The sequence below is a fragment of the Microbacterium sp. A93 genome, from assembly GCF_051842835.1.
In genome coordinates this window covers 348,198-368,544 of record NZ_JBPXMT010000006.1, presented here as the reverse complement: position 1 = coordinate 368,544, position 20,347 = coordinate 348,198, and the positions used below count along the sequence as shown (strand labels likewise).

Annotated in this window: 15 protein-coding genes and 1 tRNA gene; 8 read left to right on the top strand and 8 right to left on the bottom strand. The window is 70.6% G+C overall.

From position 1 onward, the window contains the following. Positions 1 to 26: 26 nt before the first annotated feature. Together ACSU1G_RS17305 and ACSU1G_RS17300 are read right to left on the bottom strand one after the other, a co-directional pair. On the bottom strand, positions 27 to 1,061 hold the full coding sequence (locus ACSU1G_RS17305; protein ID WP_439281206.1) for a diacylglycerol/lipid kinase family protein: 1,035 nt from the start codon (positions 1,059 to 1,061) through the stop codon (positions 27 to 29). Then, on the bottom strand, positions 1,058 to 2,074 hold the full coding sequence (locus tag ACSU1G_RS17300; protein WP_439281205.1) for a hypothetical protein: 1,017 nt from the start codon (positions 2,072 to 2,074) through the stop codon (positions 1,058 to 1,060). Before ACSU1G_RS17300 ends, ACSU1G_RS17305 begins: the two co-directional genes overlap by 4 nt. Before the next feature lie 141 nt (positions 2,075 to 2,215). Here ACSU1G_RS17300 and folP point away from each other — a divergent pair, with 141 nt between their 5' ends. The 5 genes from folP (at position 2,216) to ACSU1G_RS17275 (ending at position 7,315) form a co-directional block, all read left to right on the top strand. Further along, complete coding sequence (gene folP, locus ACSU1G_RS17295; protein WP_439281204.1) at positions 2,216 to 3,211, top strand: dihydropteroate synthase; 996 nt, start codon at positions 2,216 to 2,218, stop codon at positions 3,209 to 3,211. Continuing rightward, positions 3,208 to 4,026 carry a pyrimidine reductase family protein gene (locus ACSU1G_RS17290; protein WP_439281203.1) on the top strand — a complete coding sequence of 273 codons (819 nt, stop codon included), beginning with the start codon at positions 3,208 to 3,210 and terminating at the stop codon, positions 4,024 to 4,026. Before folP ends, ACSU1G_RS17290 begins: the two co-directional genes overlap by 4 nt. Beyond that, positions 4,023 to 5,006, top strand: a complete 984-nt coding sequence (locus tag ACSU1G_RS17285) for a DnaJ domain-containing protein (RefSeq protein ID WP_439281202.1) — start codon at positions 4,023 to 4,025, stop codon at positions 5,004 to 5,006. Before ACSU1G_RS17290 ends, ACSU1G_RS17285 begins: the two co-directional genes overlap by 4 nt. 173 nt (positions 5,007 to 5,179) lie before the next feature. Next, positions 5,180 to 5,635 carry a tRNA (cytidine(34)-2'-O)-methyltransferase gene (locus tag ACSU1G_RS17280; protein WP_439281278.1) on the top strand — a complete coding sequence of 152 codons (456 nt, stop codon included), beginning with the start codon at positions 5,180 to 5,182 and terminating at the stop codon, positions 5,633 to 5,635. A 99-nt stretch (positions 5,636 to 5,734) separates the two neighbouring features. Beyond that, positions 5,735 to 7,315: an anti-sigma factor domain-containing protein gene (locus ACSU1G_RS17275; RefSeq protein WP_439281201.1), complete on the top strand. Its 1,581-nt coding sequence runs from the start codon at positions 5,735 to 5,737 to the stop codon at positions 7,313 to 7,315. Here ACSU1G_RS17275 and ACSU1G_RS17270 read toward each other — a convergent pair. Continuing rightward, positions 7,312 to 8,118: a PIG-L deacetylase family protein gene (locus ACSU1G_RS17270; RefSeq protein ID WP_439281200.1), complete on the bottom strand. Its 807-nt coding sequence runs from the start codon at positions 8,116 to 8,118 to the stop codon at positions 7,312 to 7,314. The genes ACSU1G_RS17275 and ACSU1G_RS17270 overlap by 4 nt on opposite strands. A gap of 23 nt (positions 8,119 to 8,141) precedes the next feature. Next, positions 8,142 to 9,698, bottom strand: a complete 1,557-nt coding sequence (locus ACSU1G_RS17265; RefSeq protein WP_439281199.1) for a S1C family serine protease — start codon at positions 9,696 to 9,698, stop codon at positions 8,142 to 8,144. Positions 9,699 to 9,934: 236 nt separating this feature from the next. Between ACSU1G_RS17265 and ACSU1G_RS17260 the strand changes: the two genes are divergently transcribed. Continuing rightward, on the top strand, positions 9,935 to 12,058 hold the full coding sequence (locus tag ACSU1G_RS17260) for a TPM domain-containing protein (protein ID WP_439281198.1): 2,124 nt from the start codon (positions 9,935 to 9,937) through the stop codon (positions 12,056 to 12,058). Positions 12,059 to 12,177: 119 nt separating this feature from the next. Beyond that, the gene (locus ACSU1G_RS17255; protein WP_439281197.1) at positions 12,178 to 12,969 is read left to right on the top strand and encodes a PspA/IM30 family protein; all 792 of its coding nucleotides are present in this window, start codon (positions 12,178 to 12,180) and stop codon (positions 12,967 to 12,969) included. Positions 12,970 to 13,189: 220 nt separating this feature from the next. Here ACSU1G_RS17255 and ACSU1G_RS17250 read toward each other — a convergent pair. The 3 genes from ACSU1G_RS17250 to ACSU1G_RS17240 all read right to left on the bottom strand — a co-directional run bounded on the left by ACSU1G_RS17250 (position 13,190) and on the right by ACSU1G_RS17240 (position 17,906). Continuing rightward, positions 13,190 to 13,263 (bottom strand) — tRNA-Met (locus ACSU1G_RS17250). 133 nt (positions 13,264 to 13,396) lie between these two features. Further along, a complete protein-coding gene (locus ACSU1G_RS17245) occupies positions 13,397 to 16,576 on the bottom strand; it encodes a UPF0182 family membrane protein (RefSeq protein ID WP_439281196.1) in 3,180 nt (1,059 codons plus the stop codon). 157 nt (positions 16,577 to 16,733) lie between these two features. After that, positions 16,734 to 17,906, bottom strand: coding sequence for a YlbL family protein (locus ACSU1G_RS17240; RefSeq protein ID WP_439281195.1), 1,173 nt, complete (start codon positions 17,904 to 17,906; stop codon positions 16,734 to 16,736). A gap of 207 nt (positions 17,907 to 18,113) precedes the next feature. Here ACSU1G_RS17240 and ACSU1G_RS17235 point away from each other — a divergent pair, with 207 nt between their 5' ends. Further along, complete coding sequence (locus ACSU1G_RS17235) at positions 18,114 to 19,565, top strand: zinc-dependent metalloprotease (protein WP_439281194.1); 1,452 nt, start codon at positions 18,114 to 18,116, stop codon at positions 19,563 to 19,565. A 21-nt stretch (positions 19,566 to 19,586) separates the two neighbouring features. Here the strand turns inward: ACSU1G_RS17235 and ACSU1G_RS17230 are convergent, their stop codons facing one another. Further along, entirely contained in the window at positions 19,587 to 20,273 is a 687-nt protein-coding gene (locus tag ACSU1G_RS17230) for a YgjP-like metallopeptidase domain-containing protein (protein WP_439281193.1), read from the bottom strand. Positions 20,274 to 20,347: the final 74 nt, after the last annotated feature.

Sequence of the window (20,347 nt, the reverse complement as noted above, 5' to 3'; positions counted from 1 at the left end):
CAACCGGATGGACTCATGTCGCCCCGTCACCCCTCACCCTCACCCAGCACGGCCAGCAGTCCGGGCGCCACGGTGATCGTGGCCGGCAGCCGCCCGAGTGGCTCGCCGTCACCGAACACGACGGTCCCGCTCCCGGGCCCGGCCGGTTCCGGCTCCATCCCCTCGATCCGCACCGAACGTGCCGGCCGGATGGTGACCTCGGGGATCTGGGTGTGCCGGCCGGAGAAGACCCGGGGGAACAGGCGCAGGAACCGGGCGGGATGCATCGGTGGGACGTGGAAGACCTCCAGGATGCCATCGTCCATGCGGGTGCCGGGGGTGACCTCCATCCCGCCACCGATGAACCGGCCGTTCATGACGCACAGCAGGAACGTCGGCCCGGTCGGCCCCGGCACGCCGTCCAACAGCACCCGCAACCCGGCCGGGCGGTACCTCATCAGCTCCGCCAGCACGGCGACCACGTACCGGAGGCTGCCGCGAGGCCACCGCAGACGGTTGGCGGTGGCGTTGACGGCGGCGTCGAAGGCCACGTTCACCCCCGAGACCGCATACCGGACCACGGTCGTGCCGGGGTCCGCCTGCCCGCTGCCCACACCGGTGACACCGTCCAGTGCCCGTAGCTCCACCCGCGCGAGGTCGACTCCTCGCGGCGGGTGTTCCAGCGAGCGCAGGATCCGCTCCGTGGATTCCCGAACGCCCGCGGCTGCCCAGCCCAGCGCCCGCACGGTGTCATTGCCGGTACCGGCCGGGACCACACCCAGCGGGATCCCCGTGCCGGCCAGGACGTTGGCGCTGACGTGCACCATCCCGTCACCGCCCACGACCACCACGGCATCGGGTCCGCGTCCGGGCCAGTGGCGCAGCCGCCGGGTGAGGGCAGCGGCGTACCGCGCGGCCGGCGGGGCCCCGTCGTCACCGGGCACCTGTAAGGTCTCGACGTCGGCCCCACCGCTGCGCAGGCGGGCGGCGGCCTCGGAGCCCGCCCCGGCACCCCGACCGGCACCGGCGGCGGGGTTGATGCACAGCAGCAGGCGGGGAGGGTCGGGACGCGCGCCGCTCATGCGGCGGGGTCGCGATGGTTGACGGTGTCGGCGAACACCGTGAGGTCGGTATTCGGCCGGACCCCCACGGCCTCGAGCCCGGGATGGGTGCAGATCGCCCGGATGAGGTCCGCCGGCCCGGCCACCAGGGTGGAGTCGAGGTCGATCTCACTGGCCAGCGCCCAGGCGCGGTCCCGGGGCCAGGCCAGGTTCGGGGACTGGTACTCGGTGCGGTCCCCGGCCGGGAACATCGGGTGCAGCGCCCGCGGCCACGCCGGATGGCGCAGGCGCGTGCCGTCGTCGGCCACCAGCAGGTACTCCCGGTATCCGCCGCCCACGTCCAGCAGTCCGGTGCCGCGGCGCATCGACCGGGTGGTCTGCGGGCCGAAGGCCGGCGGCATCGGCAGGGAGGAGTGCCGACCACCGGTGGCCTCCACCACGGCTGGCCCGAACAGGGCGGACCCGCCATCCATCCAGCCGCGGCCCGGCCACAGTCCCAGGACCAGGTCCTCCGGCGTGCCGGTGTGGGCCAGGAGCACCTCGGCGAGCGACTCCATCGCCGGCGGGGCCAGTGACCCGGACTCCGGCGGGGCGTATTCCAGGGCCGGATCCCCGGTGGAGTACGAGGTCTCGTCCGCGGCCGCCCGGGCCAGATCCGCCCACTGTGCCGCCGCATGCAACTCGGTCCCCTGGTCCTCAGCCACCCGGCCCCACGTGGTGGTCCCGTAGGCGTGGACGGTGCCGTCGGAGGAACCCGGGTCATCACGGAAATCGGCGAACTCCTCCGGCACCATGCCGAACCCGCGCAGTCTGGCGGCCGTGCCGTCGCGCTCCCAGTCCCGGTGGTGCCAGGGCACCGGGTGGAAGATCCGCGCGATGGCCCCATACGGTGCGGGGTCCCCCACGGGTACGATCGACGCCGCGTGGCCGATGCGCTCCCCCGCCTCCAGCATCCCGGCCACCCAGGCACCCTCGGAGGGGTCGGTGAGCCGTAGTTCCGGGGCGTCCGGCTGGGGTCGGGGTCTGCGCTGCATCTGACTCATGGTGCCATCACGGGGCGCGCACCGCGTGGGAACGTGACCCGGCCGTTCCACGCCGCCCGGCGGTTCCTGCCAGAATGTCTGCAGGCGGACCGGTGGTCCGCTGGCCGCATCCACCCGAGGAGTCCGCCACCGATGCCCCTGGTCGAACCGGAGTTCAAGCACCCGGTCCAGCGCTTCGCGCACCGCACGGTGGACTTCCGCTCGCGCATCCTGGTCATGGCCGTGGTCAACCGCACACCGGATTCCTTCTACGACGACGGTGCCACCTTCGCCCTGGACGCCGCCGTGGGTGCCGCCCGGCAGGCCGCCGAGGAGGGTGCGGACTGGGTGGACGTCGGCGGGGTCCCCTTCTCGCCCGGTCCCGAGCTGCCGGCCCACGAGGAGGCCGAGCGGGTGGCCCCGGTCATCGCCGCGCTGCGCACCGGCGGCGGCCCGGCCGCCACGGCCATCCTCTCTGCGGACACGTTCCAGCCGCTGGTGGCCGAACGCGCCATCGCCGCCGGGGCGGACGTCATCAACGACACCACCGGACTGCACGACCCGGACCTGGGCCGCGTGGTGGCGGCCGGCGGGGCCCATCTGGTGATCACCCACTCCCTGGCCACCCCGCGCAGTCCCGTGCCCTCCCCGTACTACGCGGACGTGGTCATCGAGGTCCGCGACCACCTGATGCGGCGGATCGAGCTGGCCCTGTCCCTCGGTGTCCCGGAGGAGAAGATCATCGTGGATCCAGGCCACGACCTGAACAAGAACACCCTGCACTCCCTGGAGATCACCCGCCACTTCCATGCCTTCGCGACCCTCGGCTTCCCCGCGCTGGCTGCGGTCTCGAACAAGGACTTCATCGGCGAGACGCTGGACCAGCACAAGTCCGCCCGCTTGGCCGGTTCCCTGGCTGCAGCACAGTTCTGCGTGCTGAACGGCGCCCGGATCCTGCGCATGCACCAGGTGGGTCCCGCCGTCTCGACCGTCCGGATGACGGAGGCCATCCTCGGCTGGCGCCAGCCCGTGACCCTGGAGCACAACATGTATGCCGGCAACCGCGCGGCCGACCGCACCGCCGGTTCCGGTGACGGCGCCCGCTGGGACGCCGTGTCCACCACGAGAACGGAAAGGGCCGCCCGATGAGAGCGCTCAAGCACCCCTACCCCTCCGGGCTCCCGAGCCCGGGTCCGGCGTCGGAGCTCACAGATGATGAGCTGGTCGCCTTCTACGCCCCGCCGGCGGACGTCTCGGACCGGCTCTGGGTCCGGTTCAACTTCGTCTGTTCCGCCGACGGAGCCGCCACCCTGGACGGGCTCTCCGGAGGGCTCGGCACCGCGGCGGACCGGCGCCTGTTCGCCCTGCTGCGCCGGCCGGCCGATGTCCTCCTCGTCGGCGCGGGGACCGTCCGCGCCGAAGGGTACGCGGGCGAGTTCGTCTCCGCCGAGGACCGCGCCTGGCGCGAGGCGCGCGGCCTGCCCGGGCATCCGGGACTCGCCGTCGTTAGCGGCTCGCTCGACCTGGATCCGGAGGGCGGGTTCCTGAGCACCGCCCCCGTACGTCCTCTGATCCTCACCACCACCGGGGCCGACTCCGGCCGACGGCGGGCGATCGAGGAGGTCGCGGACGTGGTGGACTGCGGCGAGCACCGGGCCGAACCGGCTCGGATACGCGCCGAGCTGGCCCGGCGGGGCCACCGGCTGGTGCACTCCGAGGGGGGCCCGTCCCTGTTCGGGTCCTTCAGCGCGGCCGGAGAGGCCGATGAGCTGTGCCTGTCCCTGTCCCCGCTGGCGGCCGGCCCCGCGGGGCGCCGCATCATCGGAGGTCCCGAGCCGGCTGAGGCCTCCGCACTGGACCTCGTGGGCCTGCTCGAGGAGGCCGGCGCGCTCTTCCTGCGGTACCGGTTCCGGCATCTGCGGCCCCAGGGTGCCTCCGCCGTGGACGGAGACCCCACCCCGTGAGCCCGGCCGATTTCGGCGGTCGCTCCGCCTACGAGGTCCTCGAGGTGTCCTTCGACGCGGACACCGCACAGCTCAAGGCCGCCTGGCGCCGCGCCGCCCGCCGCACCCACCCGGACTACGGTGGGGACGTCGCCGAGTTCCGGCTGGTCAGCTACGCGTGGGAACTCGTGGGCGATCCGGGATCGCGCCGCGACTACGACCGCGGGTTCAGCACGGCCGGTGCCCGGCGTTCCGGGACGGGCCGGCAGACCGGCGGGCCGTCGTCGGGCCCCGCTGCCTCCTACGCCTCCGCCCCGTCCGCCTCCGCGCGTGCCAGCCGGACCGGCAGGTCCGCGAGCGGGCCCGGGACCATCACCTACGTGCCGCCGCTGGATGACGAGATGGTGCTGGACCTGGCCCGTAGCTCGCAACAGATCCATGGGGCCCCCCGCAAGCGCGGCATCCTGCCGGCCGGACACCGGCTGGTCCGTGAGGCCCGCGCCATCCGGACGATGCAGACCCACGTCTTGGCCTCCCTGCCGGCCACCCGCCTGGTCAACGGACTGCACCTGACCTTCGGACGGCTGAACTCCGGGGCCATCGACCACGTGCTGCTGTGCGGTGACCGGCTGGCGATCATCGGGTCCCTCCAGGTCCCGGACGGGGTCTACCGCTGGGATGGGGCCGAGCTGTGGAAAGGTGACCGCAGGATCTCCCCGCCCTCCCTGGCCCCGGCCATGGTGGCCTTGCAGAGGGCCTTCCCCGATTGCACGATCGGCGGGTTCGTGCTGGTCCTGGGCCCGGATGACAATCCGCATGCCCCCGTGATCCAGCTCGACCGCACCCGCTCGATGCTGGATTCGGAGGCCGGTTTCCTGACCGACCCGCCCGCCCATCCCCTGCAATTCGGCCGCGACGTCAAGATGTTCCTCGGCACCGGATCCCGCTCGGCCACGGTGGACCGGCGTCTGCTGGCGCGGCTGCTCGGCGCCATGTACTGAGCCCGGGCCGGGTGTTCAGCCATCACGCCGGGCCGCGGAACTACCATGGTCGGGTGTCTTCCGCTCCCCCTGCCCCCGGTACCCCCCAGCACGACGGCGGCCCGGCCACCTTCCCGGACAATCCGCACCATGGTGCCCCGCGTTCTCCCGCCCCCGGGTCCCCCGGGTTCCGCATCCTGCTGCACTGTCCGGAGATTCCGGGGAACACCGGCAACATCATCCGGCTGGCCGCCATCACCGGCGCCGAGCTGCACCTGGTGGAACCGGTCGGCTTCGATTTCTCGGATGCCAAGCTGCGCCGTGCCGGGCTGGACTACCACGACCTGGCCGTGATGACGGTGCACGCCGATCTGGAAGCGGCCTTCGAGGCCCTGCTGCCGGCCCGGGTGTTCGCCTTCACCTCAGCGGGCGAGAGCCTGTTCACGGAGGTGGACTACGGTCCCGGTGACGTCCTGATGTTCGGTCGCGAGTCCACCGGCCTGCCCCGGGACGTCCTGGCCGATCCCCGTGTCACCGACCGCGTCCGGCTGCCCATGCAGCCCTCGCGCCGGTCCCTCAATCTGGCGAACTCCGCCTCGATCGCCCTCTACGAGGCCTGGCGCCAGCACGGATTCGCCGGCGGGGCCTGAGCGTTCCGGCGTGCCACCGCCCCACCCCTGATTGCAGTGCGATCACGCTCCGCGTGGCGGCCGGGCCTCGGGCCGTGGCGTTCCTATGCTGGGACCACCATGGAAAAGAACGTCCCCGGTCTCTCCGATCGCACTCCGGCCCCGCATGACGGGTCCGCACCGTCCCCGGGCGCGCGCACTGCGTCGGGCCCTTCGGCGTCCTCGCCGTCGGCTGCGGCTCTCGGCCTGCCCGGCCTCGAGGACCTGCTGATGCTGGCCGGAGAGGGCGACCAGGCCTCCTTCTCCGCGTTCTATGACGCCACGGTGCCGTGGGTCTACGGCATGGCCTCCGCCCTCTTCGCGTCCGCGGCAGACGCCGCGGAGGCCACCGTCCTCACCTTCGTCCGGGCCTGGGACGAGGCCCCGTTCGAACGGTTCGACGAGGACTCCGCCACGGTGCGGCACCGTTCCGTGCTGTGCTGGCTCGAGGTCCTGGCCCATGACACGATGACCCGCCTGGTGCGCGAGGACGCACTGCCGGGGTTCGGGGAGGGGTTGCTGCCGGAGAATGCCGGAGCCTCCGAGGGTGGCCACCGCGAACCCACCACCGTGCTCTCCGTCCTGACCCCGGCACAGTTCGAGGCCTTGGATCTGGCCTGGGCCGGCGGACGCACCTACCGTCAGGTGGCCGAGGAACTGGGCGTGGCCGTTCCCACCGTGAAGTCACGACTGCGGGACGCGGTCCAGCGGATCTCGACGCGCTACCAGGAGAAGTTCCTCGGCCGCTCCGGCAGTGCGGACCCGGTCATGCAGCGCGCCGTCACCCCGGAGATCGCCGCCCGAACGGGCACCACGCGGAACTTCACCTTGAACCTGAGCCAGGACCTGGAGAACGGCTTGGGCAAGGAGTGGGCCGACCTCGCGGCCCTCGATGCCGTCACCGGCTCGGAACGCGAGGAGCTCGACCGCTTCCTGGACCAGCAGGGCCCCGAGTTCACCACCCTGTGGCGGGCCCGGATCGAGGCCGCCCGCCGCACCGTGACGTGGGCCTTCCGCGGGCTGGCGACCGAGCCTCCGTCCGAGCTGCTGGACGAGCTCCTGCACCGGCTGCCGGCACAGGACGTGGGCATGGGACTCGTGGACGGGCTGGGACCATCGGCCGAGCAGGAGGAGGAGACACCGCGCCGACCCGTGAAGAAGTGGATGCTCGTGGTGGCCGGCCTCCTGGTGCTCGCCCTGGGCCTGTGGACCGTGGTGCGGCTGATCATGGGCCCGAACATCGTGGCCGTGGTGGACAAAGCCGAGGACTCCTTCACCACCCAGCAGGTCTCGCTCACCGAGGGCGGTTCCATGCAGGGCCACGTGTCCAAGGACCACGGCATGGCCTACGTGAGCTTTGCCGGCCTGCCGGATCCGGGCGAGGGCCACGTCTTCCAGGTCTGGCTGTTCCCCACCGACGGCTCAGCGCCGAACAGCCTGGGCACCTACACCTTGGAGGATCTCCAGGACCCGGTCACCTTCCGCGGCATCGACCGTTTCCGGGACCTCGTGGTCACCGTTGAGCCCGAGGGAGGCTCCGAGACACCGACGACGGCCTCGCTCGGCAGCGTGAACCTGGTCCACCAGGTGACGCAGGGCCCGATCTACGGTGGTCACCCCAACAGCACGCCCACCCCGTCGACGGATGGGGAACGGGACTAGAAACCGCTGATGGTGCTGGCGTCATTGACGCTCACCAGCTGGAAGGTCTCCACGAATCGGCGCGCGGTACCCGGTGCGCCCACTGCCTCCCCCGTGCCGTGAGCGGTGGACCAGTCACGGTAGAGCTGCTCCATGCCGTCCAGGACGAAGGTCTCCATCCGCTGCACGTCCGGGTGCTGCGAGGCGTGGAACCGCAGTGCCGCCAGCTTCTCCTGCTCGAGCCCGGTCACGTCCACGGCCAGGTTGGACCGCTCCGCGGGGTGGCAGTAGACCATGAGCCACTTCAGGTGGAACGCCTCCAGGCCGCGGGCCGCGAACTCCGGATAGGCGAAGGGGTTCTCGACGGCCGGGTAGCTGGCCCGGACGACGGCCTCCCCGGCGGCCAGGTGGTCCGGGTGCGAGCGCTGCAGCCTGCTCCAGTCCCGCTCCGGGGACATGGTGAACACCGCGTCCGGACGGTGCCGGCGCATCGCCTCCACCACCTTGGCCTGCACGGCGTGGGACGGCTCGAGGTAGCCGTCCCGCTCCCCCAGGTATTCCACGTCCCGCACGCCCAGATGGGCAGCGGCCTCTCGCTGCTCACGGTGCCGGCGCTCGGTCATGGTGTGCTGGCTCTCGGCTTCGAATCCGCCGGCGTCACCATCCGTCATGACCACATAGGTGACCTCCACTCCGGCCCGGGTCAGTCCAGCCACCGTGGCGGCCGCGCCGAAGTCGAGGTCGTCCGGGTGGGCGCCGAAGGCCAGGACCTTCGTCCATCCGTAGTCGGCGGCCAGCTCGGCGGGGGTCATCAAAGGCATCATGCCCTCCATGGTGCCTCGTGTCGCTAGTCCTGGTTGGCATCCGAGACGAAGGTGACGTCCGCCGACTGCTCCTGGCCGTCCCGGGTGAAGTGCACGGTGGCCGTCTCGCCCTCCGCGTACTCACGCACCACGGCGGTCAGGGACTGACTGTCCGCGACCGGCCGATCTCCGACCCCGGTGATGATGTCCCCCTCTTTCAGCCCCGCCTGAGCCGCCGGGGTGTCCTGGACCACCTCGACCACCCGGGCCCCGGCACTGAAGCCACCGGAGGAGGCTGCCTGGCCACCAGCGCTGCTGGCCTCGGCCTCCGGTTCACCACCGGCAGGGTCGGCCGGCTGCGGTGTGACGGAGACCCCGAGGAAGCCGTGGGTGGCCTCACCGTTCTCGATGAGGTCCTGTGCCACCCGCTGGGCGTGGTCGATCGGGATGGAGAAGCCCACCCCGATGTTGCCGGCCGAGTCCGAGCCACCCGCCGCGGAGGCGATGGCCACGTTGATGCCGATCAACCGGCCCTCGGCGTCCACCAGCGCCCCACCCGAGTTCCCCGGGTTGATGGCCGCATCGGTCTGGATCACGTTGATGTAGATCGAACCCTGGGACTGCTGCTGCTGTTCGGGTGCCGGGAAGCCCGGGATCTCGAACTCGGGTGCGCTGCCGTCCCCGCCCTCGCCGCTGTTCTCCGGCACGGCCGAGGACGCCACGGAGATGGTGCGGTTCAGCTTGGAGACGATCCCGTCCGTCACGGTGCCGGACAGACCCAGCGGGGCGCCGATCGCGATGGCCGAGTCGCCGACGTTGAGTTCGGAGGAGTCCCCGGTCTCGATGGGGGTGAGCCCCTCGGCCTCGATCTTGATGACGGCGAGGTCGGATTCAGGGTCCGTGCCGACCACGGTGGCGGTGTGCACCGTGCCGTCGGCCGTCTGGACCGTGACGTCCGCTGAGCCGGTCTGCCCTCCCAGGGTCACCACGTGGGTGTTCGTCAGGATGTGGCCCTCCTGGTCCAGGATCACGCCGGATCCGGAACCGGCGGCCTGGCCGTCCGTGACGGAGATCGTCACCACGGAGGGGGCCGCCTTGGCGGCCGCGGCGGTGACGGCGGTGGCGTCCTCGGAGCGGTTGATCTCCAGTCCGTGCCCCTGTTCCTGGACGGATCCGGTCCCGGCCCGGCCGGCGTCGTCACCGGTGGCCGCATTGACCCCGGCCGCCACACCGCCCCCCGCGAGGCCCGCGAGGAGCATGCCGGCGATGAGGGTGCCCACGCCGACGGTGCGGCGCTTCGCCCCGGTGGGCCCGGTGCCGGCCGGCGACGGCCGGGTGGGGCCGGGCTGGCTGAACGGGCCGGGCCGGCTGTCAGGTGTCGGCGCTCCGGAGGCATCAGTGTGCGGCAGCGACTGGGTCTGGTCCACCGGGTAGGGGTTCCGGCTGGCAGAGACGTGCGCGGACGCGGGAGGACCCTCCGGACGCGGTGGCACGGACCTCACACCGCCCTCTGGCCCACCGGCGCTCCCGGCACTCCCGGCGCCTTCGGTGCCGCCGGTGCTGCCGTCTCCCCGGGTGTCCGGGTAGTCCTCGTCATGCATGATGCTCGTCCTTTCCTGCCCTGCACCGCAGTGGTGCTGGCCCGTGCTGCAGGGTCCATCTTTCCGCGTTTAGCTGTTTGGTGGGAGCACGTTGGCTGACAGGATCCTGAAAGGATGCTCCGTGGTTCACCCCCGGCGTACTCCAGCACCCGGCAGTTCATGGCGAACGTCGCCGAGCGCCCCATAGACTTCTCACCAGAGCCACCGTCCCACGTGTACCCCCAGAAGGGTGATCCATGAAGTCTCAGGCCCACGCGGTCCCATCCCGCCGTCTCTCTCCCGCCGTCCTGGTCACGAGTGCGCTGGCGGCCTCCGGGCTGGTCATGGTCTGCGGCGTGGCGCTGGCGGACGCGGCCCGGGCCGAGGCGCCTGTGGACATCCCGCCGGGCACCTTCGTGGTGGATGAGGCCCAGGTGCTGACCTCCGCGCAGGAGCAGGAGATCACCCAGGCCATCAACGAGCTGCGCACCGAGGAGGGACAGAACCTCTTCGTGGTGTATGTGGATGAGTTCACGGATGAGTCCGGACAGCCGATGGACCGCAGTGCATGGCTCACGGACGTCGCCACGGCCAAGGACCTGGGCTCCACCGATTCCATCCTCGCCGTAGCGGTTGATACCCGCTCCTACGCATACTCCGCCACCCAGGCCAACAACATCGCCCCGCTGACGGGGGACATCATCAATGAGTACATCGTCCCCGAACTGCCCGCGGTCGGTGAGGACGACTGGGAGCGCGCCGCGCTGGCCACGGTAGCCGGCGTCGAGGATGCCGCCGACGGCCGGGTCAACGGTCCCGATGCGGGCGGTGGGGCCGGCGGGTGGATCGCCGGTGGCGTTGTGGTGGTCGCCCTGGCCGGCGGCGGATACGCCCTGATGCGTCGGAACAAGACCAAAGCCGCCCAGCAGGGTCAGTCCGCCCGCGGGGCGCAGGGACCGAAGGACCCCCTGGACGAGATGTCGGTCGAGGACTTGCGCACCAAGGCCGGATCCATGCTGATCGGTGCCGACGATGCGATCCGGTCCTCGGAACAGGAGGTCGGCTTCGCCCTCGCCTCCTACGGCGAGGACTCGGTGCGCACCTTCGTCAAGGACATCGAGACCGCCAAGGACCACCTGCGGGAGTCCTTCAAGCTGCAGAACCAGCTCGATGACCACATCCCGGACACCGAGGCGCAACAGCGCAGCTGGCTCAAGGACATCATCGCGCGCTGCACGGCGGTCAACGAGACGCTCTCCGCCCATGCGGCGGAGTTCGACAAGCTCCGCGATCTGGAGAAGGACGCCGGCCCGGCCCTGCAGTCCCTGAACACCCGGGCCGACGAGGTGGCACTCACCGTGGCCCAGGCCGAGCAGACGCTCGTGGACCTGCATGCCCGGTACGCGGACATCGCCCTGGCGGAGGTCACCGACAACGCCACGCAGGCGCGCGAACGCCTGGAGTTCGTCCGGGCCGCCGCCCAGAAGGCCGAGCAGTCCCTCGCAGCCTCGGACCCGTCCACGGCAGTGCTGGCGATCCGGGCCGGCGAGGAGGGCGTGGCCCAGACCGCCACGCTGGTGGAGGCCGTGGGCAAGGCCCAACGGAACCTCGAGAGCGCCCTGGAGAACCTGCAGACCGGTGTCAACCAGTCCCAGCAGGATCTCGCGCAGGCCCAGGCCCTCGTGGCCGCCGGCCAGCACCCGGAACTCGCAGGACCCGCCGCCGGCATGGAGCAGACCCTCACCCGGGTCAGGTCCGAGATCGCCTCGGGCCGGCCCGCCCCCTTCCGCCTGCTGCAGTCGCTGGAGCAGGCCCACCGGCAATTGGACGCACCGCTCTCCGGCATCCGCGACCGGCAGGAGCAGGAGCGCCGCGCCGCGTCCTCCCTGCAGTCCGCCATCCTGCAGGCGCAGGCCCAGATCGACGGCACTCAGGACTACATCGCCGCCCGCCGCGGTGCCGTGGGCAGCCAGGCCCGTACCAAGCTGGCCGAGGCCGAGCGCACCCTGCAGGAAGCGGCCCGGCTCTCCGGCCAGGACCCCGTGACCGCCCTGAACATGGCCCACCAGTCCAGCTCCCTGGCGGACCGGGCCAGCCAGTTGGCCCAGCAGGACCTCAACCAGTGGGGCGGCGGCTATGCAGGCGCCGGTGCCGGCTACGGCGGTCGCGGGGGCTACGGTGGCGGCCGGGGTGGCGGCTTCGGCTCCGGCCTCGGCGGGGCCATCCTCGGCGGCATCCTGATGGGTGGCATCCTCGGCGGGGACGGTGACCACGGCGACTGGGGCGGCGGCGGCTTCGGTGGCTTCGGCGGTGGCGGTGGCCTCGGCGGCGGCGACTTCGGCGGCGGTGGCCTCGGGGACATCGGCGGCGGTAGTTTCTAGGGGTATGAGAGAAGTTTCCGGCGCCGCGAGGCGCCGGAGCCCAACGCCCGTCAAGCGGGGCACGGGAGACGGAGCTCCGGAAAACCCGGGGCCCTCAGGAATGAGCGGAAGGCGACATCGTGGTAAAGCAGTCCATTTTCGGCCGAATTGCAACCCTGGCCAAGGCCAACATCAACTCGATGCTGGACAAGGCCGAAGACCCGCAGAAGATGCTGGACCAGATGGTCCGCGACTACACCAACAGCATCTCCGAGGCTGAGGCCGCCGTGGCCCAGACCATCGGCAACCTGCGGATGATCCAGGACGACTACAACGAGGACCTGGACGCCTCCAAGAGCTGGGGCCAGAAGGCCCTGGCCGCATCCGGCAAGGCGGACCAGTTCCGCTCCTCCGGTGACACCGCCTCCGCGGACAAGTTCGACAACCTCGCCAAGGTCGCCATCGAGCGGCAGATGGATGCCGAGAAGTCCGCCAAGGCCGCCGAGCCGACCATCGCCTCGCAGACCGAGATCGTGGACAAGCTCAAGGACGGCTTGGACAAGATGAACGACAAGCGCCGCCAGCTGGTCTCCAAGCGTGACGAGCTGACCGCCCGCGCCAAGTCCGCCCAGGCCCAGTCCGCCGTGCATGACGCCGTGAAGTCCATCGACATCATGGACCCCTCCTCCGAGGTCAACCGCTTCGAGGAGAAGGTCCGCCGCGAGGAGGCCCGCGTGCGGGGCCAGAACGAGCTGGCAGCGTCCTCCCTGGACGCCCAGTTCGAGTCCCTCGAGGACTTGGGCGAGCAGACCGAGGTCGAGGCCCGCCTGGCCGCCCTGAAGGCCGGCGGCACCCCCTCCCTCACCGCCGGCGACGCCCCCGCCGGGGAATCCGAGCTGGACTACAGCGAGGGTGCGAACACCAGCAACTGATGCCGGCGCCCGTCAGGGCGTACGGCGTGGCCCACGACGACGGCCCCCCACCTTCCGGTCCATCTGCGGTTCCCGCAGGTCCCCACGGAAGGTGGGGGGCCGTCGTCTGTTCCCGGGTGTGGCCTTCTGATGTCGACCTGATGGCGACGGAAATCGCCGGGTTCCTGCTGGGGACAGCAGAAAACCCCCGAACCAATGGTTCGGGGGTTTTCCCTCTTCGTTGCGGGGGCAAGATTTGAACTTGCGACCTCCGGGTTATGAGCCCGGCGAGCTACCGAACTGCTCCACCCCGCGGCGACTCATATGACTATACGCAGGTCCTGGCGGAACACCAAATCGACGTCCCTGTGGCGTTCCCCACGTGGCCGTCCGGGGGCTACCGGACGGCCGCGTGGGGTTCACCGTGGCCCCGTGGGACCTCTCAGTCTCAGCCCTCAGTGCCTTCGGACGGCTGCCCGGAGCCGCCCTCACCGTCTGCCGGGGCCGGAGCCTCGGCCTCTGCGTCCGCGCTGGCTTCGCCACGGATGGCGTCGTCCGCCGCGGTGGCGCGGGACAGGGCGTCGTTGAGCTGGTTCTGGGCCTCACCGTAGGCGGCCCAGTCACCGGCGGCCATGGCCTCCTCCGAGGCCTGGATGGCTGCGCTGGCTTCCTCGAGTGCCTGACCCAGCTTCTCCTGCTCACTCCGGGTCTCGGGGACGTTCGGCTGGGAGCCCGGCTCGTCCGCGTCGTCGCCGCTCGTTGGGTCCTGTCCGTCCGCCGTCGAGGCACCCGAGTCGCCCTCGAACACCTGGTCCAGTGCCTCCTGGAGGGTGTTGGCGAAGCCGACCTCGTCACCGAAGGAGACGAGGACCTTGCGCAGCGTCGGGTAGGACGTGGGACCCGTCGACTGGATGTAGACGGGCTGGACGTACAGGATCCCCTCGGCCACCGGCAGCGTGATGAGGTTGCCGTTAATGACCTCCGAAGCACCCTGGCGCAGCAGGTTCAGCTCCTGTGAGACCTGGGCGTTGGAGTCGAAGTTCGCCTGGGCCTGGCCCGGTCCCGGGATGGCCGTCTGGCGTGGCAGCTCCAACAGTTGCAGGTGCCCGTAGTCCTCCGATTTCACCCCGTCCTCACCGGTGCTCGCATCACCGTTCGCGGACAGGAACCCGTACAGCACGTTGCGCTGCTGGGCCCCCTGCGTGAGCTGCGGGATATAGGTGTTCGTCAGGGAGAACGCCGGCTCGTCCTTACCGGGCATGCGCAGGGACATGTAGTACGGCGGCTGCTTGACCGTGTCGTCATCCTGGGTGGGATCCACCGGCACGGACCAGGCGTCGTTGTTCTCGTAGAAGTCGACCGGGTTGGTCACGTGGTAGCGGCCCAGCAGCTCGCGCTGGACCTTGAACATGTCCTCCGGATAGCGGACGTGGTCCATCAACTCGGAGCTCATCTCGGAGTACGGCTTCAGGGAGCTCGGGTAGACCTTCTGCCAGGCCTTCAGCAGCGGATCCTCCTCGTCCCACGCGTAGAGGGTCACCGTGCCGTCATAGGCGTCCACGGTGGCCTTGACCGAGTTCCGGATGTAGTTGACCTGGCCGGTCAGGTTGGCCGTGGCGTCCGTGTTCAGGGCGTCCCGGGTGGCCGAGTCCAGCTGCTGGCCGGTCGAGTACGGGAAGTCGTTGGAGGTGGTGTAACCCTCCACGATCCACTGCACGCGGTCCCCGACGATCGCCGGGTAGGCGTTGGAGTCCACGGTCAGGTAGGGGGCGATCTTCTGGACGCGCTCCAAGGGGTTGCGGTCGTAGAGGATCTGCGACTCGTCATTCACGTCCGAGGACAGCAGGATCTCCGTGGAACCGAACTTGATGGCGTAGACCAGCTGGTTGAAGAAGCTGCCCACCGCCGGTCCACCGTCACCGGCGAAGGTGTAGGTGGTGTCCTGGTCGCTCGAGGCGTCCTGCGGACGGTCGCGCTCACGTTCCGGGGCGCCCTCGGCGGCACCGACGATCGAGTAGCTCGGCGAGTTCATACCGAAGTAGATGCGCGGCTCGTAGGTCTCGTCGCTGCCCAGCTCACCGGAGGTGGGGATGCCGGAGAGCAGGAAGGACGGGCGCCCGCCCGCAGCCACCTCGGAGGCGTCCGCAGCGACCAGGCCGTAGCCGTGGGTGTACGTGATGTGCTGGTTCACCCACGAGGAGGTGGGGTCCACATTGATGTCACGCACGGAGATGACGGTGTCCTGCTTCTGTCCGTCCACCTCGTAGCGGTCCACGTGCAGGGTCTCCGGGAAGCCGTAGTAGGGCCGGAACTGCTGGAGCTGGCCGAAGGTGCGGGAGAGCAGGTTCGGGTCCATCAGGCGGATGTTCTCGGTGTTGGCCGACTCCTCCGCGAGGCTGCCGGCCTCGGCCGTCGTCTCGCCGGCGTAGTTGGTGGACTCGACGTCCGCGAGCCCGTAGGCCTCACGCGTGTGTTCGATGTTGCGGTTGATGTAGTCCTGTTCCAGCGTCACCTCGGACGGCTTGACCTGGTACTCCTGGATCAGGAACGGGTAGGCGGCACCGGCGACGATCGCGGCGATCACCAGGCCGGCGGCGCCGACCAGGGAGATCCGCCACCGGCCGGTGATGGCGGTGACGATGAAGAGGAGGGCCACCAGGGCGGCGGCCACGGCGAGGATGGTGGAGGTCGGGATCACGGCGTTGACGTCCGTGTACATGGCACCGGCCCAGTCACCGTCCTGCGATTGCAGGGTCCGGTAGCGGTTCAGCCAGTAATTGCCGGCCTGCAGCACCAGGAACAGCGCCACGAAGACGCCGAGGTGCACGCGGGAGGCGTTCTCGATGACCAGCCCGCCCTGCTCCTTCACCCGGACGCTGCCGTACAGGTAGTGCACCAGCAGACCGGCGATCCCGGCGATCAGCACCACGGAGATGAGGAATCCGATGATCAGGCCGAAGAACGGCAGGCTGGCCATGTAGAACATGTAGTCCAGCCCGAACTCGGGGTCGACCTTGCCATAGGGTTCCTGGTTGAAGAACAGCAGGACGTCCTGCCACCCGTTCATGGCCGCGGAACCGGCGAAGAAGCCGATGACCGCGGGGATGCCGATGAACACCAGCCGGCGCATCGGCTCCAGCTGTTTCTGGTACTGCGCCAGGGAATCCCTGGTCTGGCTCTGCAGGTTCTTCGGACGCGCACGCCAGGCCAGCCACATGGACAGCCAGACGGCCACGCCCATCAGGACGCCGGCGAGGCCGAACAGTGCGGCACGGGTCCAGATCTCCGTCCAGAACACCTCGGAGAACTCCACCTGGTTGTACCAGAGCACGTCCGCGTAGACGCCGGCGAAGAACATGAACACCACCACGAGTACCGCCAGTGCCACGATGGTGAGCACGAGCGCAGACGGCCGGCGGGAACCGGTACCGCCGGCCGAGGACCCACCACCGGGCCGGGCCGGCTGGCCTGGCTGCCCCGGTCCGCCGGGACGTCCGGGCCCGCCCGGGCCACCCTGGCCTCCGGACCCGCCGCCGAAGAGGCCGCCGGAGCCCCCCGCCCCGCGGTCATTGCCGCGGCCCTCGTCTGAGCCTCCGAAGAGACCCCCAAATCCTTGTCCGAAACTCACGTGTCCTTGCCCCTCTGCGCCCTCGCGCCGATCGTGTCCTGAACTGTGCTGGCGGCACTGGCTGTCCGCCGAAGTCTGTTGAGCCGTCCCGGTGGCCGTTCCCACAGGACCGTGCCACGCCCGGCCCGGTGCGGGGTGGGTCCCCGGGGGGTCCGGATCAGCCGCATGTCGGCACCTGTGGCGTCCCGCCGCTTCCCACGGCCTCGACGGCCGATCGCGCCTGGCCGAGGGTGGCCACCGAGTACACCGTGATCCCGTCCGGGACGCGGCCGGTCAGCTCGGCGCAGTTGCCCTCCGGGGCGAGGAACACCTCGGCCCCGCCGTCGGCTGCTCCGGAGACCTTCTGCACGATGCCGCCGATCTCCCCGACCGTGCCATCCGGGTCGATGGTCCCCGTGCCGGCGAGGTGCCGCCCGCCGGCCATCGGGCCCGGGGTCAGTTCGTCGATGATCCCGAGGGCGAACATCATGCCGGCGCTCGGCCCTCCCACGTTCTCCAGGGTGACGGTGACGTCCAGCGGGAACTCGAAGTCCGAATCGAGGTAGACACCCATGAGCCACTCCCCCTCGGCGCCCGGGTAGACGGGGACATCGACCGCGAGCTCCTCGCCGTCCCGGATGATGCCCAGCTCGACGGCCTCGCCGCCGGAGGCGTTGAGCCGGCCCTTCAACCCCTCCAGGCCGGTCACCTCCATGCCGTCCGCCGTCACCAGCTGGTCCTTCGGCTTCAGCAGGCTGGTGGCCTGTGACTCTGCGGTGAATCCCGCAACGAACAGGGTCTGCCGGTAGTCGATCCCCAGGTTCTCCAAGGCGGCGGCCACGGCCCAGCTCTGCGAGGTGGCCATGGCCTCCGTGTTCTGGGCGGTGACCTCGTCCGAGGTGGTGCCGGAGGGGTAGACGAGCTCCTGCGGGATCACGGCCTCGGTTGGAAGGGCCCAACTGCGGACCACGTCCAGGAACGTGGTCCAGCCGGTCGGTGCACCGGACACGTACACGGTCGTCAGATCCAGGTGGCCCTCGGTGGGGTAGGTCTCGGCCCCGTTGACGGTGATGACCGGCTCACCGTCGTACTCACCGATGGTGTTGAACGTGGGGCCGGGGGACTCGATGATGTAGGGGCTGGGCAACGCCACGGCGGTGAGGGTCAGCAGGCCCGCCAGGGCACCGCTCACGGTGGTGATGCGCCGGCGACGGCGGCTCGCACGCGTCCGGCGGTTCCAGACGGCGAGGTCGGTGGGTGGCTGGGTCCCGGGTGCCTCCCCCGGTGCGTCCGGGGTCGCGGAACCGGGCGCAGCCGACGCTGCCTTCGGCTGGTGTCCGCTCTCTGACACGTCAGGGCACCCGTCTTCACAAAAAACTGCCCCGGTTCGGTCCACCGTCCAGCGGGCAGAGGCGTACGGCCCGACTGACTGGGCCGTTCTGGTCTCGTACCATTCTACGGGCTCCGCGTCAGACACCGGGACCGGCCGCTGTGCGCCCAGAGTGAACCGGCGGACCCGCTGCGGACATGGGCATCATGCGCCGATACGCTGGGGTGCATGACGAATCCCCCGACCGGCCCTGGTTCCCCCGACGGCGACGACGCGCTGTCCGAGATGCTCCGCCGCATGTTCGGCGCGAACGCCCCCGACCCCGAGGAGTTGCGCCGCGCCCTCGGAGGGATGGGCGGGGCTGCCGGCGGCACGGGCGGGCTGCCGTTCGACCCCTCGCAGCTGGACCCGGCCATGATGTCGCAGATGATGCAGCAGTTCCAGGCCATGATGCAGTCCTCCCCCGAGGACGGGCCCGTGAACTGGAAGCTGGCCAGGCAGTCCGCCCGGCAGGCGGCCGCCGGCCAGGATCCCACGGTCGGCACCTTCGCCCGGCGCGAGATCGACGAGGCCCTGCGGTTGGCCGAGCTGTGGCTGGACGGAGCCACTGAGATCGAGACCACCGGACTGCTCGGCAAGGCCTGGTCCCGCGCCGAGTGGGTGGAGGCCTCCATGGACACCTGGCAGCGCTTCACCGAACCCGTGGCCGTCTCCATGTCAGAGGCCATGACCCGGGCCATGAAGGACCAGTTGCCGGGCCAGCTCCCGGAGGAGATGCAGGGCATGCAGGGCATGCTGGAGGGGTTGCAGCCGATGCTGCAGAACATGGGGGGCACCATGTTCGGCCTCCAGCTGGGGCACGCCGTGGGTGCCCTCGCCCAGGAGGTGCTCTCCGGCACGGATTCCGGTTTCCCGGTGGCCGGCCACCAGTTGGCCATGGTCCCGGTGAACATCGAGGAGTTCGGCGACGGCCTCGAGGTGCCGGACGAGCAGATCCGCATCTACCTGGCTCTGCGCGAGGTGGCCCGCATGCGGCTGTTCATACATTCGCCCTGGTTGGAACGGGACCTGTACGCGGCGATCGAGCAGTACGCCGCCGGTGTGCACATCGACATGTCAAAGATCGAGGACGCGGCCCGAGAGATCGACCCGTCCGACCCGGAGTCCATGCAGGCGGCCTTCGCCGGGGCCTCCTTCATCCCCGAGCCCACGGGCACCCAGAGGGCGGCCCTGGATCGGCTGGAGCTGACCCTGGCCCTGATCGAGGGCTGGGTGGACGTGGTGGTCACCCAGGCCGCCCAGCCCCTGGACGCCGCGAACGCCCTCCGCGAGACCATCAACCGGCGCCGTGCCACCGGTGGCCCCGCCGAGCACGCCTTCGGCACCCTGGTGGGTCTGGATCTGAGGCCACGCCGGCTGCGTGAGGCCGCCACCCTGTGGGAGAGGATCGGTGAGTCCCAAGGTCACGAGTACCGGGATGCCATCTGGCGGCATCCAGACCTGCAGCCGACGGCCGAAGACCTCGACGACCCGGATGGTTATGTGAGCCGCCGTCAGGCCCGCGAGCAGGCATCCGCCGGGCTGGACGACGAGTTGCGCAAGCTGCTGGACGGTGGCTTCGACGGCGGTACGCCGGACGAGGAGAAGCCCGGCGAGGAGAAGCCGGACGGGCAGAAGTAGACCGCCACAGGCTCAGACGGTCTACGCCTCCTTCTCCTGATCGGCCTCCGGGCCTACCTCGTCTGCACCGGACATCCCGCGGCCCGTCGCGTGGCTCACCCCGTTGAGGAAGGCCATCGCCTCCTGCTGCCGTGGATACCGGTTGGCCATCGCGTGGAACGCGGCGGAGTGGTCCCCATGCCTCAGGTGCACGAGTTCGTGCACCAGGACCCCGTCCAGCACCCACCCGGGCATGGCCGCCACCTCGGAGGAGATCCTGATGCGTCCCGTGCTCGGGGTGCAGGAACCCCACCGGCGCTGCTGACGGGTGGACCACACCACCTCGAGCGGGTCCACCTCACCGTCCAGCCACGTGGTGGCCAGCGCGCGGGCCCGGGCCAAGAGCTCGGTGTCCGCAGCCGGCCCGTTCGGCTGGCGCGAGGCGACCTTGGTGAGCATCTTGCGCGCCCAGTCCCGTTCGGCCTCCGGGTCCAGCCCCATCGGCACGGACACCTGGACGATCCCGTCCCGCCAGGCGGCGGAGACCGTTCGGGTCCGCCGCGAGGACCGCACGATCCGCACCGTGGTGCCGTCGATCTGGAGGTCCTCGGTCTCCCGCACGGTCCGGGCAGTGGCCCGACGTCGGCCGGTCCCGGTGGTGCGATGGCCGGCGGCTCGGGAGGCCGGCCGGTGAGTGCTCGGCGGACCATCGGTCCATGAAGAGGTCATGGTCCCATTCTGCCGCCGACACCGGCGGGCGCGGGAACCGCCTCCGCCACCGTTGTGGATATCCGTGCCAGGCG